This is a genomic window from Nocardia sp. NBC_00511, from assembly GCF_045161165.1.
GTDB lineage: Bacteria > Actinomycetota > Actinomycetes > Mycobacteriales > Mycobacteriaceae > Nocardia.
Genome location: NZ_CP107849.1, coordinates 6,927,186 through 6,944,617, shown reverse-complemented (window position 1 = coordinate 6,944,617; position 17,432 = coordinate 6,927,186). Strand labels below are relative to the sequence as shown.

The window sequence follows — 17,432 nt, the reverse complement described above, 5'->3', positions numbered from 1 at the left end:
CTCTTCGGCGTGGCAACCCCGATAGGTCAGCGGCACAGCCGGTATCGGTGGCCGGACCGGTTGCGTTGTGCGGGTGGCTAACCCATGGGGTCGTCGCCGGTGAGGGCAATGGCGTCGCCGAACGGGGCGGGGTAGCGGCCCCAGCGGGTGCACTCCCACCCGCCGTTCTCGGCCGGCAGCAGTTCGATGGTCTCGGTGTTGTCCAGGTGGTTGTTGGCGGCGAAAAGCCTTGGCACGCCGGTCAGTTCGCGGGACACCAGGCGCATGGCCGCGCCGTGGCTGACCAGCACGATGTCCGCGGCGTCCGGGCCGGACAGGTACTCCTCGCGCAGGCGCTGGAGGGTGGGGACGTAGCGGGCCAGGACGTCCTCGCCGGATTCGCCGCCGGGGACCCGCAGGCTCAGTTCGCCGAAATGCCAGGCGTGATAGACGTCCTGGAAGGCCTCGTGCGCCTCCCGGGTGCCGAGGCCCTCCAGGTCGCCGAGCTGCACCTCCTGCAGGTCCTCGAGCACCTCCAGGGCGACACCGGTCGCGGCCTCGATGTAGCCACCGGTCTGGCGGGCGCGCAGCGCGGCCGAGGAGAACAGGCGCTGCGGCGGCACGATCAGGTTCGAACCGAAGGTCTTCGCCTGCGCCACACCACGTTCGGTGAGGGGCAGGCCCGGTAGCCGGGTGTCGAGGATCTTGGCGACATTGCCTTCCGTCTCGCCGTGCCGGACCAGGATGAGCTTGCCGGTCACAGGTCGGCCACTCCCTTCTTCAGATCAGCCAGCCAGGCCGCGCCGGGCGCGTCGGACGGCGGTGCGGCACCGGCCGCGGTGGCGGCGGGCCAGGAGCCCAGGAAACGGATACGGGCCGCGGTGCGGTGCAGCGCCTTGAGCGCCTCCGCGACCGCGGTGTCGTCGATATGGCCGACGCAGTCCAGGTAGAAGCGGTAGGTGCCCATGCCGGTGCGGGTCGGGCGCGACTCGATGCGGGTGAGATCGATACCGCGGGTGGCGAATTCGGCGAACGCCCGCATCAGTGAACCGGGCTCGTTGGCCAGCTCCAGCACTATCGAGGTGCGGTCGGTCCCGGTACGGCGCGGGGCCGGACGCGGCGGCACCACCAGCACGAAGCGGGTCACCGCCTGATCATGGTCGGCGACACCGGCGGCCAGCACCGACAGACCCAGCCGCTCCCCGGCCAGGGTGGTGGAGACCGCGGCGTCCGCGTGCCCGGCCGCCACGTCCTCCGCGGCGGCGGCATTGGAGGCCGACACGTACATCCGCGCCTGCGGCAGCCGCCGCTCCAGCCACAACCGGACCTGCGCGGCCGCCACCGGATAGGCGGCGATGCTGGTCACGTCGGCGAGCTGCAGACCGGCCCGGCCCACGATGGTGAATGCCACGTCCAGGTCCGTCTCGGCGATGATCTGCAAGCGCGGACCGACCGCCAGCGCGTCCAGGGTCGGTGCGATGGAACCCTCCACCGAACTCTCGATCGGCACCACCGCGCCATCGACGTCACCGGCGCGAACGAGCTCGACGGCCGCACCCTGACTGGGTGCGGGGACACGCTCGACCGGTCCATCGAAGGTTCCGGTGGACTCGAACTGGGCGAGGGCCATCTCAGTGAAAGTTCCCGACGGCCCGAAGTAGGCGATGCGCGGCACGGTTACGAGATTACTTAAGTGCGGACAGTCACCTCGAGGTTTATCCAACTCCCCGGTAACTCCGCACCCCCGATCACGCCCCGAGCCCGGCCAGCGCGGCCGCGACCGCGTCCGGTTCGGCGGTCTCGATCGCCAGCAGCACCTCGCGGAAGGCCTCGACGGCGGGCGGCTTCAAACCGGTGAGGAATGCGATGTCGGGGGTGGCCAGCGCGGCCGGGATGTCGTCGCCGATGAGCGCGGCGACGGTGGCGGCGATGACGGCCAGGGCGCGCTCACCAGAGTCGGTGCGAGCGACGAAACCGTTGTCGCCGTGGACGATTCGAATCAGGAACGCGGCGACGGCGGTGTCGTCGAGGGTCAGGTCGAGCACCTCGGCACCGGGGTCGGCGGTGCGCGGGCGCACCAGGTTCTCGGCGAGGCGGCGGTCCGGGCGCGGCGGGACCGAGAGGGTCAGCGCGATCGGTTCGGGCGCGGGGGACGAATCGTGCGGCACCCGGTCACGGTAGCGATCGGGCGGGAGCGCGGGGGACGGGACCCACGACACCGGACGCCGGGACATCGGTTGCGCGAGCGACCTTCGTCACTTAGCTTAGGATTACCTAATTCACTCACGGAGGTGTGTATGCCCCCAGCGGCCTCGCTCGTCGCGCCCACCACGGCCGAACGCGTGCACAGCGCCTGTGCGCACGCCGACACCGCGATGCTGGCGCTGCCTGGGCTCGACCCGGTACCCACCTCGGTGCACTTCCTGCGGCAGTGCGGCGACCTGGTGATGGCGGTGCCGATGAACTCCACCGCGGCCGGACTCATCCTCGGCTGCGGCGCCAGCGGCTCGCCCGCCGTCCTCGAACTCACCGATCAGGCGCCGCTGCAACTGCGCGAACCCGTGCGCGCCCTGGTCTGGCTACGCGGCTGGGTCCACAATGTGCCCACCCACGCCCAGCGCGCCCTGGCCACCGCGGTCGCCACCGACCACCCGCACCCGGCCCTGCTCGACATCGGGCACACCACCACCATGCTGCGACTGGTCATCGACTCCGCCGTGGTCGCCGACACCTCCGGCGCCGACGCGGTCGACCGCGACCAGCTCCGCGACGCCCGGCCCGACCCCTTCTGCGCCCTGGAAGGCGCTTGGCTGCAACACCTTCAGGCCGACCACGCCGACGTGGTGGAACGCCTGGCCCGGCGACTGCCGCCCACCCTGCGCCGCGGCGCGCTCATCCACCCGCTGGCCATCGACCGCTACGGCGTCACCCTGCGCGTGGAGGCCGTCGACACCGACCACGACATCCGCATCCCGTTCCCGGTCCCGGCCAACGACCTCGAATCCCTCAGCCGCGCAGTGCAAACCCTCGCGGGCAATCCGTTCACCGGCGGGCTCAACCGCATCTGAGCGGCACTCACCCGGATTTCCCCGCGCGCACTCGAGAACCGGCGCGGCCGCGCGCATAGATTGACGGGCATGGTTTCGGCTGCTGATTCCGCGCCCGTGTGGCCCGCGCCCGAATCGTCCGAGCAGGGGCGGCGGGCGATCAAGCTGGAGATCGCGATCGTACTGGTCGTGACCTTCGGGCTGAGCGGGGCGAGCGCGGCCCTGTCCCTGCTCGAGAGTGCGCTCTCACCCGGCGGGGTCGGCGGGCAGACGGTCGCGCTGAATGCCTCGCGGGCCAGCCAGTCGGTGATCGACCTGCTGTTCCAATTGCTCGGCGTGGCCCGACTACTCGGGTGGGCGGCGCTCGGCGGGTACCTGTTGTGGCGCAGCGGGATCGGGCCGCAGGCGGTCGGGCTGGTGCGGCGACTGCGCTGGCGGGCCGACGTGCTGCCCGGATTGATGCTGGCCGCCGTGATCGGAATCCCCGGACTGGGACTGTATCTGGTGGCGCACGCGCTCGGCGTGAGCGTCACCATCGTGCCCAGCTCGCTCGAACACTGGTGGCGACTGCCGGTGCTGGTGCTGTCGGCGTGGGCGAACTCGGCGGCCGAGGAAGTGCTCGTGGTGGCGTATCTCATCTCACGTTTGCGCGCGCTGGGTTGGTCGGAGAACAGGTCCCTGCTGGCATCGGCGCTACTGCGTGGCAGCTACCACCTCTATCAGGGCCTGGGCGGGGGTGTCGGAAACCTGGTGATGGGCTTGATCTTCGGCCGCTATTGGCAGCGCACCAACCGGCTGTGGCCGCTGCTGCTGGCGCACGCGCTCATCGACACCGTCGCCTATGCCGGCTACACCTTCCTGCGCGGACACGTTTCCTGGCTGCCGTAATCCGATCGGAACGAGCCATCCGGGCACCGCGATCGGTACCGTGTCAGGTGATGAACGGCGACGACCCCCAGCACTTTGCACGGATGCGCCGGGAGCCGCCGCCGGGACGCCCCGGTGAGCCCCCGGCCGCACCGCCACGCCCAGCGGCGAATCATGGGCAATCACAACGATCCGATACACCCCGGCCGTCCGACGACTGGGCCGTTAACGATGGCGTCCCGCAGGTAGAACCAACTCAGGTGATCCATCGCAACGAACCCGGCCCCGCCCTGGCGTGGTCGCAGGTACCGCCCCGGAACCAGGGCGGGCCGCCGCCACGGCACCCGGGCGCGCGCCCGCCGGGCCCCGGCGATCAGCGCGATCGGGTTCCACCGCAGCGCAATCCACCACCGCAGCAGCGCAACAACCCACCGCCGCAACGCAATCAGCCGGGCGCGCAGGCGCGCGGAGCCATGGGCTACGCGCCCACCCAGCAGCCGGTGCCGTTCCGCGAGGACACCCCCCGCACTCCCCCGACCCCGCCGCCCACCAAACGCGGTGGCGGCGGCCGACCTCCGCGCGGCGGCCGACCGAAACGCAAGCGGCACTGGGGCCGCTGGCTGCTGGCGCTGGTGCTGGTCATCCTGCTGCTGCCGATCGGGGCGGCGATCTACGTCGACACCCACATCACCCGGATCGACGCCCTGGCCAACTACTCCGGACGGGTCGGCGACACGCCCGGGACGAATTGGCTTCTGGTGGGCTCCGACAGCCGTGCGGGACTCACCAGCGCGCAGGAGCAGGAGTTGTCCACCGGCGACGCCTCCGATGTGGAGGGCGAGCGGACCGACACCGTCATCCTGGTCCACATCCCCAAGTCCGGTAAGCCCACACTGGTCAGTCTGCCGCGCGATTCGTACGTGAGCATTCCCGGCGTCGGCAAGGACAAGCTCAACGCGTCCTTCGCGTCGGGCGGCGCGCAACTGCTGGTCAAGACCGTCGAGGGCGCGACCGGGGTGCACATCGACCACTACATGCAGGTGGGGTTCGGCGGCTTCGCGAATGTCGTCGACGCGGTCGGCGGCATCGATATGTGCCTTGACAGCCCGATGAACGATCCGCTCGCCGGAATCAACCTGCCCGCGGGTTGCCAGAAGCTCGACGGCGCGCAGGCGCTGGGCTTCGTGCGCTCGCGCGCCACACCGCGCGCGGATCTGGACCGCATGCTCAATCAGCGCAAGTTCCTCAGCGCACTGCTGAAGAAGGCCGCCAGCCCGGCGACATTGGCGAACCCGTTCAAGTCCTGGCCGCTGATCACCAATCTGACCAGCGCGTTGAAGGTCGACAAGGGTGCGCACATCTGGAATCTGGCGACGCTCGGCAAGGCTCTCGACAACGATCCGGTGACGACCACCGTGCCGGTCGGCGGCTTCGAGGACGTGTCCGGCAGCGGCAATGTGCTGCTGTGGGACAAGACCCGCGCGAGCGCGTTCTTCGACGCCATCGCCAAGGATCAGCAGATCCCGGCGGACCTGATCACGACCGTCGGAAGTTAGCTGGAATTAGGCAATACTTGCCTCAATTAGGCTGTACTCAATAAGGTTGCACTTGGATGACACGCGGTGTGACCAGGATTAATCTCTTCGGCATGTCCACCCGAACCCAGACAAAGCGCAGCAAGTTCCACGGTCTGCTGCAGGACCAGATCCGCAATGAATTCCACGCGGAGCACCAGTACGCCGCGATCGCGATGTGGTTCGACAATGCCGATCTTCCGGTCCTCGCCAAGTACTTCTACAAGCAGGCCGTCGAAGAGCGCAATCACGCGATGATGATCGCGCAGTATCTGATCGATTCGGACATCAGCGTGGAGATGCCCGGACTCGACGCCTCCACTTCGCAGTTCGCGAATGCGAAGGAGCCGCTCGCGCTGGCCCTCGCCCAGGAGGAGACGGTCACCGAGCAGATCATCCAGCTCGCCAAGACCGCCCGCGAAGAAGGCGATTACCAGGGCGAGCAGTTCATGCAGTGGTTCCTCAAGGAACAGGTCGAGGAAGTCGCGACCATGAAGACGCTGCTGACCGTCGCCGAGCGCGCGAGCGCCAATCTTTTCGATCTGGAGAGTTTCGTCCAGCGCGAAATGAGTGGCCCGAAGGACGCTTCCGGCGCCCCGCATGCCGCGGGTGGCTCGCTCTAGGTGGATTCACGAATCAGGCCCGGTCCGTTGCGCTGGACCGGGCCTGATCTGTGTCTTGCGACAAACTCAGCGCAGCGTGATCTGACGCGAACGCAGACCGTCGCGGGAACGACGCTCCTCGGAGGTCAGCGGCTCGTCCAGTTTCAATGCGGCAGCCAATTTCGCGCCGAATTCGCGTGCGCCGCTTTCCCATTCGCTGGCGTGCTTTTCCGGATCCAGATCGAAGACCGGGACCAGCAGGCCGTGTGTGCGGAACGAACCCGCGAAGCGCGAACCCTCGCCCAGGTGCAGGTCGCCGGCCGCGTGCAGGCGGGCCAGGGCCAGCATCAGCTGATCCTCGTCCTCCGGGCGCACCCAGCGCACGTGCGCCTTCTCACCGGCGTCCACCCACCAGGCCGCACCGACCGCGTCCGCGCCCAGCTCCAGGCGGGCCGAGGGCATGATGGCCTGGTTGGCCTGCTCGATGGTGGCTGCGACCTGCGGATCGGGGGTGACGCCCGCCGGCACCCACCAGTCGAAGTTCTGGTGCACCACCAGATCGAGGGCGGCGCCCGCGTCGAGCACGTCCGAAAGCGACGGCGCGCCTTCGACATTCGCGGTAGCCAGCGACTCGCCCGGCTCGGCGCCCTGGGTCCACAGGATGGCGGCCGCGAGATCGGCGGCCGGATCGGCGGACTGATGCTGCACCTGCGTGCCGACGAAACCGGTGGCCTCGTCACCGGCGCGCACCAGCGCCGCGACCGCACCCGGCAGCACGGTGGACAGTGTGACCGGCCGCTGCGGCGCAATGCTCGGCGACAACTTCAGCGTCGCGGTCGCCGACGGCACGAACTCCCGCAGCGCGACCAGATCGCATTCGGCGGCCAGGCCCTCGAACGGCCGCGTCACGGCCGTGGCCGCGAGCTCCTGTTCGGCGCGGCGGGCGGCCAGCTTCTGCGCCCGATTGCTGTCCGGCTTCGGGCTGTTTCGCTTCGACTTACCCATGTGGAGAAAGTACTGGGTGGGCTACCGGGCGCTGCGCTCCGGGCAGCCTTCGGCCGAACGGATTGCGGGACAGGCCTTCAGGCAGCCGCGAGGACGGCCTTGGTGCGGGCCGGGTAGTTGGTGGCCACCCAGTCGACGCCGAGGTCGGCGCAGAGTTTGACGTCGTCGGGGTCGTCGCAGGTCCAGACGTAGGTGGCGCGGCCAGCGGCGGCGGCCTTGTCGACGAGTTCCGGGTTCTGGCGCAGGGTTCGCACCGAGGGGCCGACGGCGGTCGCGCCGACCGTGTGGGCCGCGCCGCCCGTCAGATACAGCGAGGACTCGCCGAGCAGGACCGTGGGCAGCAGCGGCGCGGCGCGGCGGATGCGCCAGACCGCGGTGGCCGCGAACGACATGACCACGGCGCGTGCGTGATCCGCCGAGGCGGGTGCGCCGATGCCGTAGCGGTTGAGCTCGCCGAGCAGGCTCACCTCGACCTGCGCGCCGTAGCGGACCGGGTGCTTGGTCTCGATGAACAGCTTGGTGGGGCGGCTCTTCCAGTCCAGCACCAGCTCGATCAGCTCGGCGAGGGTGAGCACACCCTCCGGCTCCGCTTCGGTGCCGAAGTTCATCGCCTTGAGTTCTTCCAGCGTCAGCTCGCTGACCGCGCCCGTGCCGTCCGAGGTGCGGTCCACCGTGCGGTCGTGCACGCAGACCAGGTGCCCGTCCTTGGTCAGGCGGATATCGCATTCCACCCCGTCCGCGCCCTCCTGCAGCGCGAGATCGTATGCGGCGAGCGTGTGTTCGGGTCGCGCCGCCGACGACCCTCGATGCGCGACCACGAACGGCGCTCGACTGCCCCGGCTCACTTCGCCACTACCTCCTGCTGCTGTGCTTGCGCCTCATCATCCCCGACCGCGACGGCGAGCGCGCGCTCGGTGGACGCGGCGGGCTCAGCGACACCGCCGCCGGGCCGCACCGGTTCGATCACCGAGCGCACCGGCGTGGTGGCGATCACCCAGCGCGACAACCGCTTCGGGCGACCCCGCAGATCCAGGCCCGCGAACGCGCGCACCAGACCCAGCGAGGCGATCGCCACGCCTGCCGCCACCAGGTTCGTCCACAGGGTGAACAGCACCCCGTCGGCCTGCACCTGCAGCGTGGACGCGAACCGGTACAGCAGCGACACCGCGACCATGACACCGTTGAGAATCCAGGCGGCCCACCAGATCCGGACCGCGCGCAGCAGTCGCGGGTCGGCGTTCTCCGGATCGGCGGCATTGCGGACGCGGACCGTCTCGAGCAGGAACACGCCCGGCCACACCAGGTTCAGCACCGGGTACACGCACAGCAGCACCAGGACCATCAGCGACCGCGAATCCTCCCGGCCCGCGCTCGCGAACACCGCGCGGCGGGTCTCGGCGAGCCAGCCGACCAGTGCGATCGCCGCACACAGGGCCAGCACCAGCGCGACCACCGCGGAAACCGTCACCGCCGCATCGGAAATCCAGAGCAGCCAGGGCGGGATGAGCCGGGTGCGATTGCGCAGCAGCACGCCGTAACGGCCCAGTTCGGCCAGCGCGGCCACCCCGAACGCGATGGCGGTGGCGATCAGCAGGGTGCTCAGCCGGTCGGTGAAGCGGGCCAGCGGGCGCCGCGGCGCCGAGGACTCCAGCGGCGGCCGATCCAGCAGTCCCCAGCGCGGAATCTGCCGGTAGTGCGGCGTCTCTCGCGAAGACGCGGGCCGATGTGGTTGCGCCGGACCCGATTTGCGGCCGGGCGGGCGGGCCACCCAGCGATAGTTGCGCCGGTTCGCCGGGGCGTCCACCGGGGCGGGCGAGAGCAGGACGCCGTGGCAGCGCGGGCACCAGTGCAGCGGTTTGCCCTGCACCGCCCAGCGCGCGCCGCAGCGTGCACACGGCTGTACGACCGCGGATCGCGAGTCGGCCACGTGTCCCCCGTTCATCTCGGCTCCATCATCAGCGCCTAGTAGATCTTCGCCTCGTCACCATCGCCGACCACGGGCCGGCCGGCGTGCTGCCACGCCACCATGCCGCCCGCTACATCGACGGCTTCGAAACCGATCTGGTTCAAATACTTCACGACCTGGATGGAACGGCCGCCCTGCCGGCACACCACGTAGATGTCGGCGTCGTAATCCAATTCGTCCAGGCGGGCCGGGACGTCGACCATCGGGATGTGGATGGCGCCGGGCGCGTGGCCCAGCCGCCACTCGTCGTCCTCGCGGACGTCGAGCAGCACCATCGCGCCGCCCGCGCCGGTCCCGGCGACGCTGGCGGCGTCGAACTCCGCAGGCACCGCGTCGATCGGGACCGAGGTCACTTCAGGGCTGTCCACGGTTTCGATCCTGCCACGTGGGCGGGAGCACTGTGGAGTTCCGGGCCGGTGCGAGACACGCCGGGAAGTTATCCACATAATCCACAACCTGATCCACAGGTTGAGAGCCGACCGATTCGTCCGGTCGGCCGATCCGGAAATCCCCTCCAGATCCCGGAGCGGCCGACCCGCGGGCCCTGTCCCAGAAGGCCCTAATCAGTCTGACGCCGCAGGTGAGCGCATGGTTCCATTCGAAACATAAAAAACTGACAACACTACCGAAAAACGGAAATCCTGGGCCCGGCCAGGCAAGATCGGTAGCCTGGCGCTATGACTGTGAGCAGGGGGCTACTCGACGGCCTGGATATCGACGGACTCGACAAGGCGCTGTCCGAGGCGACCTGCCTCGGGATCGACGTCGACACGGGCGCGGCGACACTACGACTCGAACTCGACGTGCTCACCCTTCCCGAGGACGGTCCGCCGCCTGCGGACTGCGACATCTACCTGACCCTGACCGGAGTCAGCCGGGTCGCGGCCTCGCTGCGCCGCCAGCGCTGGGACGACCTGGAGCCGGTGGTCCTCCCGCTCGAACTCGACGGTCTGCACGACGCGGTCAACAGCTTCGGCGGCGGCGCGCTGCACGGCTGGGACTTCCTCGATCTCGCCGACAGCTCCTGGAGCCAGTGGCGCAAACTGCTCAGCTTCGACACCACCATCGGTGACAGCCCGGCCGTGCACATGCTGGAGTTCTCCCAGGAGGAGGGCATCGACCCACGCGAACTGGATGTGCGCGTGTGGTTCCAGGGCATCGAGGTCACCGACGCCAAGGGCGCGGTGATTCCACTGCCGGACTTCATCGCCGGTGGCGTCCGCTGGTGGAAGGCGCACGACGCGGGCGACCCGCGCACTCGGCGGCCGAATATCGTTCCGCCGCTGTAGCACCCGCCCTACGGCACGGGTCCGGATTCAGAAATCCACGCCCGTGCCGTGATCCGGGCAGTAGCCGCCGGGATTCTTGGCCAGATACTGCTGGTGGTAGCCCTCGGCGTAGAAGAACGCGGAAAGATCTGGCAGCGGGGCGATCTCGGTGCGGATCTCACCGAATCCGGCCGCCGACAAGCGGTTCTGATAGGCGGTACGGGTCTCCTCGGCGACCTTCGCCTGCTCGTCGTCGAAGGTGTAGAGGGCCGAACGGTACTGGGTGCCGCGGTCGTTGCCCTGCCGCATGTCCTGGGTCGGATCGTGGTGCGCCCAGAAGTGCGCCAGCACCCCGGCGTAGTCGAGGACCCGCGGATCGAACACCACCAGCACCGATTCGGTGTGACCGGTACGGCCGGAACAGGTCTCCTCGTAGGTCGGGTTCGGCGTGTAGCCGCCCGCGTAGCCGACGGCCGTGCTGTAGACGCCGTCCAGCTGCCAGTACCCCTGCTCGGCGCCCCAGAAGCAGCCCATTGCCAGCACCGCCGGCGCGGTGCCGTCGGGGAACGGAGCCTTGAACGAGTGACCGTTCACATAGTGCCTATCGGGCACGACCAGGGGCTCGGAACGGCCGGGCAGCGCCTGCTCGGGCGTCACCATGGTCGGCTGCGGTAGTCGTAAACGTCCAACGAACTCGTCGTACCACGACATGGCTCGATGCTACGGGACCTGCGGCAGCGGGCGTCGGAGTTGCGATCAGGGGTAGTCCAAAGGTTGGGAAAGATATACATCCATCGGAATGTGGGGGCACGAACCCGGGTTGCGAACAAGCGGGTGTACCAATGACAGTTGGGTGCGCCTCGGACGAATGCCGAGGGCACGCGGCAACGACACTGAGGAAGGGACATCGTGGCTGTTTACACGCTGCCAGAACTGGATTACGACTACAGCGCCCTGGAGCCGTTCATCTCCGGGCAGATCAACGAACTCCACCACTCCAAGCACCACGCCGCCTACGTCGCGGGTGCGAACGCCGCGCTCGAGAAGCTGGAAGCCGCCCGTGAGGCCGGCGACCACGCCGCCATCTTCCTGAACGAGAAGAACCTGGCCTTCCACCTGGGCGGCCACGTCAACCACTCCATCTGGTGGAAGAGCCTGTCCAAGGACGGCGGCGACAAGCCGGTCGGCGACCTGGCCGCCGCCATCGACGACCAGTTCGGGTCGTTCGACAAGTTCAACGCCCAGTTCTCCGCGGCCGCCAACGGCCTGCAGGGTTCGGGCTGGGCCTGGCTGGGCTACGACACCCTGGCCGGCAAGCTGCTCACCTTCCAGCTCACCGATCAGCAGGGCAACGTGCCGCTGGGCATCATCCCGCTGCTGGGCCTGGACATGTGGGAGCACGCCTTCTACCTGCAGTACAAGAACGTCAAGGCCGACTACGTGAAGGCGTTCTGGAACGTCGTCAACTGGGCCGAGGTTCAGGAGCGCTTCACCCGCGCCGTGAACCAGGGCAAGGGTCTGATCTTCGGCTGAGTCCGTCGAGCTTCGAGGCCCGCGAACCGGTGGTTCGCGGGCCTTTCGCATTTCCGGGGTCCGGGTGCTAGCACTCTTTGGTACTTGTGTGCCAGTTAGTTTCGGGTACAACCTGGTGTTTCCAACAGCAGGACGGGCACAGCCGCCCCCGGGACACAGCGGGAGGCACACGATGAGCGACCAGATCGGCGTCATGCCGTTTCAGGCCCACGGTGCATTGCACGGGTTCGTGATCTCCGGCCGCTGGCCGGACTCCACCAAGGAATGGGCACAGGTGCTCGTGCTGGCGGTCCGGGTCGCCGGATTACCCGGATTACTGCCCACCACCACGGTATTCGGGGCGCGCGAGGAACTGCCCGACGACCCGGATCCGAGCATGGTGGGCATCGTGATCGCCGAGGGACCCATCCTCGGTTCGGCGGCGTTGCAGCCCGGGCGGTTCGCCGCGCACGTGCCGCCCGCGCTGATCATGCTGCATCCGCCCAGGGAAACCCGGCCGTCGCTGCCCGAATGTTCGGGCGCGGCCTCCGGATGCCTACTGCTGCCGGGGATTCCGCATCTGGGGCTCGAGCATCGGGCCGCCTGGGTGGAGACCGACAGCGACGGCACCGTCACCTCGATGGTCTCGCGGGTCGGGGTCGACCCGATCAGCGATCCGGACACCGCCGTGCTGGCCATGCTGCTGGCCGCCTGACCCACCTCGCCGCCGCAGCCTGGTCACGCCGTGCCCAGGCGCGGCTCGGCTCTGGGTAAGCCGATGGGCGAGGCGAAAACTCGTGTTCAGCGCCGCGGCGAGCGGCGGGACGACACGAGGAGCACTCGATATGAGCAAGGTTCCCACCGCAGCGTTCGGCAGCACCGACCTGCGGATCAGCCGAATCGGGTTCGGCGCGTGGGCGATCGGCGGCGCGGGCTGGCGCTACAGCTGGGGCAGCCAGGACGACGCGGATTCCATCGCCACCATCCACCGGGCCGTCGAGTCCGGGATCAACTGGATCGACACCGCCGCGGTGTACGGGCTCGGCCACTCCGAGGAGGTGGTCGGCAAGGCCGTCGCCGGACTGCCCGAGGCGGATCGGCCGTACCTGTTCACCAAGGCCGGACTGGTCTGGGACGAGCGGGATCGGGCGGCCGCGCCCAGGCGGATCATGGCCGCCGACAGTGTCCGGCGCGAGGTGGAGGATTCGCTGCGGCGGCTGCGGGTCGAGCGGATCGATCTCTACCAGGTGCACTGGCCGGATACCGGTGCGTCCCTGGAGTTCTCCGAGACCGGCGAGGTGAGCGACGCCGTCGTGACGCCGCTCGCGGAGTACTGGCAGACCATGGCGGACCTGGTGCGGGCGGGCAAGGTGCGGGCCATCGGGTTGTCCAATCACGATGTGCCGCAACTGGAGATCGCCGAAGCCATCGCGCACGTGGATGCCATCCAGCCGCAGTTCTCGCTGCTGAAGCGGAATTCGGCGGGCGAATTGGCTTGGGCCGCAGCACATCACACCGGCGGGATCGTCTATCAGCCGCTGCATTCGGGACTGCTGACCGGTGCTTTCTCGGCCGAGCGGGTGGCCGGGCTGCCGCACGACGACTGGCGGCGGGAGTTCCCCGAGTTCACCACCGAACTCGACCGGAATCTGGCCCTGGTCGACGCGTTGCGGCCGATCGCGGCGGCGCATCGGACCACGGTGGCGGCGGTCGCGCTGGCCTGGACGCTGTCGTGGACCGGGGTCACCGGGGCGATCGTCGGCGCGCGGCGACCCGAGCAGATCGACGGCTGGATCGATGCGGCAACGCTGGAGTTGACCGCAGCGGACCTGGCGCTGATCGAGACCGCGCTGCGCACCACGGGAGCGGGCGAGGGGCCGGTGCGCGGCTGACCGACGGCGGGAAGGACCCTCGGACCGGGCGGTTCGGGGTCTTCGCCAAGCTGTCCACAATTGCCACAGGTTTGCGGACTTTTCGATGAGCCCCTCCGGTCGAGATTGTGAGGCTAACCGAAATCCAGGGAAAGCGCAGCCAAACTTATTGTGCGCATTGCGTTTTCGATCTCGCTGGTTTGCGAGCGCCCGGTTTGCCGGGGTAATATGGCGCACAGCGAAGGGGAGTAGCCCGCAATCGCGTAGTCGACATACTGATCCTCCCGGGTCCGGCTGCGTGAACCGGAGACATCCGGTGGGCGAGACCTTCGGCCGAGAAAAGACCAAACCGATTTACCGGTGGGGTGTCGGCTGGCCCGGGGAGGCGGAGGCCATAGCGCCCGCCGCATTTCAGCTGACAGGCCGGAGACCTGGGAGCGAACCTTCATGATCACCACGGTACTGCTGAGCTTCGGCGTGCTGTTCCTCGCCGAACTGGGAGACAAATCCCAGCTCATGGCACTGACCTTCGCCCTGCGCTATCGCTGGTGGGTGGTGCTTTCCGGCATCACCGTCGCCAGCATCCTGGTCAACCTGATCGCCGTCGGCGTCGGGCACTTCCTCGGTGCGGCCCTGCCCACCGGCGTCATCTCGCTGTTCGCGGCGGCCACCCTGATCGGCGTCGGCCTGTGGACGCTGCGCGAGACCTTGCACGCGGGCGACTCCGACGATGACGTGCCCGCACCGCAGACCCGCTCCCGGTCCGCCTTCCTGGTCGTCGTGTCGGCCTTCCTGCTCGCCGAACTCGGCGACCGCACCATGTTCGCCACCATGGCCCTGGCCACCAAGAACGGCTGGATCGCGGTGTGGATCGGGTCGGTGCTGGGCATGGTCGCGGCGGGCGGGCTGGCGATCGCGATCGGCGTCACCATCGGCAAGCACATTCCCGAGCGCGTCATCGCGGTCTGCTCGGGCCTGCTGTTCCTCTACTTCGGCGCGCTGACGCTGCTCGAGGCGTTCGCGCACGGACTCGGCACCCCGGCCGCGGCCGCGCTGGCGCTGCTGGCTCCGGCGCTGGCGGGAGCGGTGCTGCTGGTGCTGCGTAACTGGTTGTCGCGCAGGTCAATCCGCGAGGCGGGCACTGCCGAACAGCTCGCCACTGCGGCGGATCAGGTCCAGCAGCGGCTCACGTAGGGCGCGCAGGCCCGCCAGGTCGCCCACCGCGATGCGGGCGGTGACCATGCTGCTCAGAGCAGCGACCAGGGTCTGACAGGCGAAGAACTGCGCCTCGGTGTCGGCATCGAGAACGTCGGCGACCATGGCCACGAACGTCTCCTGCAACTGGGTGCGCCGCGCGATGGCCTCCGCGCCGACCGCGTAGACCTCGACGAGAAACAAACGGGCATACGCGGGTTCGGCGGCCAGGGCGTCGAGGTAGGAGCCGAGCACGCGTTCGAGGCGCTGGGACTGGGTCTCGCCGTCGAATTCCGCGCCGGTCGCGGCGAAGATCCCGGTCAGCATGAGTTCCACGGCGCGCTCGAAGGCGGCCTCGAAACAGTCCTCCTTGGAACGGAACTGCTCGTAGAAGGTCTCACGGGAGACGCCCGCCCGTTTGATCACCGCCGCGACCGGGGTTCCGACATAGCCGTTCTCGGTCATCGCCTCGGCCATCGCGAGCAGGATGCGGTCCCGCTGCGCGGCGATCACGGTCTCCCGGGGCAGGCCGTGGCGGCCGCGGGGAAGTTGAGTTGCCGATTCGGGCATGCGTGGGACTCCGTGGGCCGGGGATGGTCAGGCGAGCTTCTTCATTCTGCTCGGCCGAGCCGGTTGGGTGGTACTGAAGGCGGCGGGTTCGGTGCGCGCGATGTCCAGACCGCCCGCCACGCCGTCGCGGAGTGAGAACTCCACCAACCACTGCGCCAGCGGGCGGCACCACAGCACCAGGCTCACCCAGTAGGGCGACACGATGCGCCGGGAGCGCCGGGCCAGGGCGTGTTCGACCGCGTCGATGGCCGGGCCGAGCGGCGCGATCCCGGAGACGGTGGAGCGGCCCAGGATGCTGCGCGCGGCCTCGGTGCCGAAGCCGCGACTGGTCATCTCGGTGTCGAGTTCGGCGAAATAGGCCATGCCGACCTTGGCCCCGGTGTGGCGCAGTTCTATCCGCAGGGTGTCGCCGAGCGCTTCGACGGCCGCCTTGGAGGCGCTGTAGGCCCCGGCCAGCGGCAGGTGGATGGCGGCGGCCAGCGAGGAGATGATCAGCGCGTAGCCGCCCGGATGCGCGATGTGCGGTCCGGCGGCGCGCAGCGTGTAGTAGACGCCGAGCACGTTGACGGTGAGGGTTTCCTCGAGCACCGTCGGATCGCCGCCGAGCAGCGAAAGTTGGCGTGCGATACCGGCATTCGCGACCACCGCGTCCAGACCGCCCAGTTCGGCGGCGAGCGAGTTGACGCTGCGTTCGACCTGGTCGGGGTCGCCGATATCGCAGTAGCGCCAGGGGGCGTCGCCGCATTCGGCGGCGACATCGGCCAGCAGGCCCTCCTCGATGCCGAGCAGGGCGACCAGGGCACCACGCGCGTGTAGCTGGCGGGCGACGGCGGCCCCGATGCCGCGGGCCGCCCCGGTGATCAGGATGCGTTTGCCGGCGACCTGCGGTGCCGGGCGGAAGAGTCCACGGCGCACCGGTCGTGCCGTGCGGGCGTTCATGACCACGAACCTACCACTTAGACGAACATCTATGTTCGCAAAGTTTGCCATGATCGTGCAGCCTGGCTGCACGATGCAGCGTGCACAACGACGGGAACGTCGGCGAGACAGAATGCCAATGGGCGAATCGCCTGAATGCGGCCGGGCGCGGGACCCGCTTCGAGCCCCGCTATCGTGCCTATTGACGGAGGGCCAGTGAGAGGGCCGTCCACGTTGAGAGGACCACACTGTGGAGATTTCCGGCTCCGCCGCCATTGTCACCGGAGGTGCGTCCGGTCTGGGTGCGGCCACCGCCAAGCGCTTCGCGGACGCGGGCGCGACCGTGTTCGGCCTGGACCTGCCCCAGTCGATCGAGCGCGCCGGGGACAGCGTTCCCGCCGGTGTCACCCTCATCCCGACCGATGTCACCAGCGCCGACGAGGTCGCCGCGGCCGTCGCCACGGTCGTGGAATCCGGTGTGCCGCTGCGCATCGTCGTCAACTGCGCCGGGGTGGGCTGGGCGGGACGCATCCTGTCCAAGAACGGCCCGCACGACCTCGAGCTGTTCCGCACGGTGATCACCGTGAACCTGCTCGGCTCCTTCAACGTCATGCGCCTGGCCGCCGACGCCATCTCCAAGACCGACCCGGTCGACGAGTACGGCAGCCGCGGCGTCGTCATCAACACCGCCTCGGTCGCGGCGTTCGAGGGCCAGATCGGCCAGATCGCCTACTCCGCCTCCAAGGGCGGCGTCGCCGGTATGACCATCCCGGCCGCGCGTGACCTGGCGCAGTTCGGCATTCGCGTCAACACCATCGCCCCCGGCATCATCGACACCCCGATGCTGGCCGGTGTCACCGAGGAGTACCGCAAGGGCCTGGAGTCCGGCGTGCCGTTCCCGTCCCGCCTGGGCCGCCCGGACGAGTACGCGCAGCTCGCGCAGTACATCACCGAGCACGACTACCTCAACGGCGAGACCATCCGCATGGATGGCGCGCTGCGCATGGCTCCGCGCTAGCGAGCCCCGAACGCGACAACGCCCCGCACCGAATTCGGTGC

20 protein-coding genes are annotated in these 17,432 nt (G+C 69.0%); 10 read left to right on the top strand and 10 right to left on the bottom strand.

Going from position 1 to position 17,432, the window contains the following annotated elements; translation table 11 throughout:
- Window positions 1-77: 77 nt before the first annotated feature.
- From OG300_RS32420 to OG300_RS32410, 3 genes are all read right to left on the bottom strand, one after another.
- Window positions 78-740 carry a histidine phosphatase family protein gene (locus tag OG300_RS32420; protein ID WP_405487582.1) on the bottom strand — a complete coding sequence of 221 codons (663 nt, stop codon included), beginning with the start codon at window positions 738-740 and terminating at the stop codon, window positions 78-80.
- Window positions 737-1,654: a prephenate dehydratase gene (gene pheA / locus OG300_RS32415; protein WP_405487580.1), complete on the bottom strand. Its 918-nt coding sequence runs from the start codon at window positions 1,652-1,654 to the stop codon at window positions 737-739. The genes OG300_RS32420 and pheA overlap by 4 nt, the downstream gene beginning before the upstream one ends.
- 73 nt (window positions 1,655-1,727) lie before the next feature.
- The gene (locus OG300_RS32410) at window positions 1,728-2,147 is read right to left on the bottom strand and encodes a hypothetical protein (RefSeq protein WP_405487578.1); all 420 of its coding nucleotides are present in this window, start codon (window positions 2,145-2,147) and stop codon (window positions 1,728-1,730) included.
- Between the two features lie 129 nt (window positions 2,148-2,276).
- Between OG300_RS32410 and OG300_RS32405 the strand changes: the two genes are divergently transcribed.
- From OG300_RS32405 to OG300_RS32390, 4 genes are all read left to right on the top strand, one after another.
- Window positions 2,277-3,047 carry a DUF2470 domain-containing protein gene (locus OG300_RS32405; protein ID WP_405487576.1) on the top strand — a complete coding sequence of 257 codons (771 nt, stop codon included), beginning with the start codon at window positions 2,277-2,279 and terminating at the stop codon, window positions 3,045-3,047.
- A 69-nt stretch (window positions 3,048-3,116) separates the two neighbouring features.
- On the top strand, window positions 3,117-3,914 hold the full coding sequence (locus tag OG300_RS32400) for a CPBP family intramembrane glutamic endopeptidase (RefSeq protein ID WP_405487574.1): 798 nt from the start codon (window positions 3,117-3,119) through the stop codon (window positions 3,912-3,914).
- A gap of 239 nt (window positions 3,915-4,153) precedes the next feature.
- Window positions 4,154-5,449, top strand: coding sequence for an LCP family protein (locus OG300_RS32395; protein ID WP_405487572.1), 1,296 nt, complete (start codon window positions 4,154-4,156; stop codon window positions 5,447-5,449).
- Between the two features lie 92 nt (window positions 5,450-5,541).
- Window positions 5,542-6,090, top strand: a complete 549-nt coding sequence (locus OG300_RS32390) for a ferritin (RefSeq protein WP_405498763.1) — start codon at window positions 5,542-5,544, stop codon at window positions 6,088-6,090.
- A 66-nt stretch (window positions 6,091-6,156) separates the two neighbouring features.
- Here the strand turns inward: OG300_RS32390 and OG300_RS32385 are convergent, their stop codons facing one another.
- The 4 genes from OG300_RS32385 to OG300_RS32370 all read right to left on the bottom strand — a co-directional run bounded on the left by OG300_RS32385 (window position 6,157) and on the right by OG300_RS32370 (window position 9,408).
- Complete coding sequence (locus OG300_RS32385) at window positions 6,157-7,074, bottom strand: DUF5926 family protein (protein ID WP_405487570.1); 918 nt, start codon at window positions 7,072-7,074, stop codon at window positions 6,157-6,159.
- A 77-nt stretch (window positions 7,075-7,151) separates the two neighbouring features.
- Window positions 7,152-7,919, bottom strand: a complete 768-nt coding sequence (locus OG300_RS32380) for a glycerophosphodiester phosphodiesterase (protein ID WP_405487568.1) — start codon at window positions 7,917-7,919, stop codon at window positions 7,152-7,154.
- Window positions 7,916-9,016 (bottom strand): DUF4328 domain-containing protein, encoded by a 1,101-nt coding sequence (locus OG300_RS32375; protein ID WP_405487566.1) that lies wholly within the window; start codon window positions 9,014-9,016, stop codon window positions 7,916-7,918. Before OG300_RS32375 ends, OG300_RS32380 begins: the two co-directional genes overlap by 4 nt.
- Window positions 9,017-9,036: 20 nt before the next feature.
- A complete protein-coding gene (locus tag OG300_RS32370) occupies window positions 9,037-9,408 on the bottom strand; it encodes a rhodanese-like domain-containing protein (protein WP_405487564.1) in 372 nt (123 codons plus the stop codon).
- Between the two features lie 309 nt (window positions 9,409-9,717).
- Here OG300_RS32370 and OG300_RS32365 point away from each other — a divergent pair, with 309 nt between their 5' ends.
- Window positions 9,718-10,329, top strand: coding sequence for a hypothetical protein (locus tag OG300_RS32365; RefSeq protein WP_405487562.1), 612 nt, complete (start codon window positions 9,718-9,720; stop codon window positions 10,327-10,329).
- A 27-nt stretch (window positions 10,330-10,356) separates the two neighbouring features.
- On the opposite strand, the gene msrA is transcribed toward OG300_RS32365, so the two are convergent.
- Entirely contained in the window at window positions 10,357-11,019 is a 663-nt protein-coding gene (msrA, locus tag OG300_RS32360; RefSeq protein ID WP_405487560.1) for a peptide-methionine (S)-S-oxide reductase MsrA, read from the bottom strand.
- A 198-nt stretch (window positions 11,020-11,217) separates the two neighbouring features.
- Here msrA and OG300_RS32355 point away from each other — a divergent pair, with 198 nt between their 5' ends.
- From OG300_RS32355 to OG300_RS32340, 4 genes are all read left to right on the top strand, one after another.
- The gene (locus OG300_RS32355) at window positions 11,218-11,841 is read left to right on the top strand and encodes a superoxide dismutase (protein WP_405487558.1); all 624 of its coding nucleotides are present in this window, start codon (window positions 11,218-11,220) and stop codon (window positions 11,839-11,841) included.
- 172 nt (window positions 11,842-12,013) lie between these two features.
- Window positions 12,014-12,535: a peptidase gene (locus tag OG300_RS32350; protein WP_405487556.1), complete on the top strand. Its 522-nt coding sequence runs from the start codon at window positions 12,014-12,016 to the stop codon at window positions 12,533-12,535.
- A 130-nt stretch (window positions 12,536-12,665) separates the two neighbouring features.
- A complete protein-coding gene (locus OG300_RS32345; RefSeq protein ID WP_405487554.1) occupies window positions 12,666-13,712 on the top strand; it encodes an aldo/keto reductase in 1,047 nt (348 codons plus the stop codon).
- 426 nt (window positions 13,713-14,138) lie between these two features.
- Window positions 14,139-14,885 (top strand): TMEM165/GDT1 family protein, encoded by a 747-nt coding sequence (locus OG300_RS32340; protein ID WP_405487552.1) that lies wholly within the window; start codon window positions 14,139-14,141, stop codon window positions 14,883-14,885.
- Here OG300_RS32340 and OG300_RS32335 read toward each other — a convergent pair.
- Both OG300_RS32335 and OG300_RS32330 read right to left on the bottom strand, forming a co-directional pair.
- Window positions 14,814-15,455 (bottom strand): TetR/AcrR family transcriptional regulator, encoded by a 642-nt coding sequence (locus OG300_RS32335; protein ID WP_405487550.1) that lies wholly within the window; start codon window positions 15,453-15,455, stop codon window positions 14,814-14,816. The genes OG300_RS32340 and OG300_RS32335 overlap by 72 nt on opposite strands.
- A gap of 27 nt (window positions 15,456-15,482) precedes the next feature.
- Window positions 15,483-16,394 carry an SDR family NAD(P)-dependent oxidoreductase gene (locus OG300_RS32330; RefSeq protein WP_405487548.1) on the bottom strand — a complete coding sequence of 304 codons (912 nt, stop codon included), beginning with the start codon at window positions 16,392-16,394 and terminating at the stop codon, window positions 15,483-15,485.
- A 229-nt stretch (window positions 16,395-16,623) separates the two neighbouring features.
- Here OG300_RS32330 and OG300_RS32325 point away from each other — a divergent pair, with 229 nt between their 5' ends.
- Window positions 16,624-17,391: an SDR family NAD(P)-dependent oxidoreductase gene (locus OG300_RS32325; protein ID WP_405487546.1), complete on the top strand. Its 768-nt coding sequence runs from the start codon at window positions 16,624-16,626 to the stop codon at window positions 17,389-17,391.
- Window positions 17,392-17,432 lie beyond the last annotated feature (41 nt).

What these genes read in the sequence shown, in the direction of transcription:
- OG300_RS32405 (WP_405487576.1), top strand. Translation starts at nt 2,277, where the DNA reads ATGCCCCCAGCGGCCTCGCTCGTCGCGCCCACCACGGCCGAACGCGTG.
- OG300_RS32400 (WP_405487574.1), top strand. Translation starts at nt 3,117, where the DNA reads ATGGTTTCGGCTGCTGATTCCGCGCCCGTGTGGCCCGCGCCCGAATCG.
- OG300_RS32390 (WP_405498763.1), top strand. Translation starts at nt 5,542, where the DNA reads ATGTCCACCCGAACCCAGACAAAGCGCAGCAAGTTCCACGGTCTGCTG.
- OG300_RS32385 (WP_405487570.1), bottom strand. Translation starts at nt 7,074, where the DNA reads ATGGGTAAGTCGAAGCGAAACAGCCCGAAGCCGGACAGCAATCGGGCG.
- OG300_RS32375 (WP_405487566.1), bottom strand. Translation starts at nt 9,016, where the DNA reads ATGAACGGGGGACACGTGGCCGACTCGCGATCCGCGGTCGTACAGCCG.
- OG300_RS32365 (WP_405487562.1), top strand. Translation starts at nt 9,718, where the DNA reads ATGACTGTGAGCAGGGGGCTACTCGACGGCCTGGATATCGACGGACTC.
- msrA (WP_405487560.1), bottom strand. Translation starts at nt 11,019, where the DNA reads ATGTCGTGGTACGACGAGTTCGTTGGACGTTTACGACTACCGCAGCCG.
- OG300_RS32350 (WP_405487556.1), top strand. Translation starts at nt 12,014, where the DNA reads ATGAGCGACCAGATCGGCGTCATGCCGTTTCAGGCCCACGGTGCATTG.
- OG300_RS32345 (WP_405487554.1), top strand. Translation starts at nt 12,666, where the DNA reads ATGAGCAAGGTTCCCACCGCAGCGTTCGGCAGCACCGACCTGCGGATC.
- OG300_RS32340 (WP_405487552.1), top strand. Translation starts at nt 14,139, where the DNA reads ATGATCACCACGGTACTGCTGAGCTTCGGCGTGCTGTTCCTCGCCGAA.
- OG300_RS32335 (WP_405487550.1), bottom strand. Translation starts at nt 15,455, where the DNA reads ATGCCCGAATCGGCAACTCAACTTCCCCGCGGCCGCCACGGCCTGCCC.
- OG300_RS32330 (WP_405487548.1), bottom strand. Translation starts at nt 16,394, where the DNA reads ATGAACGCCCGCACGGCACGACCGGTGCGCCGTGGACTCTTCCGCCCG.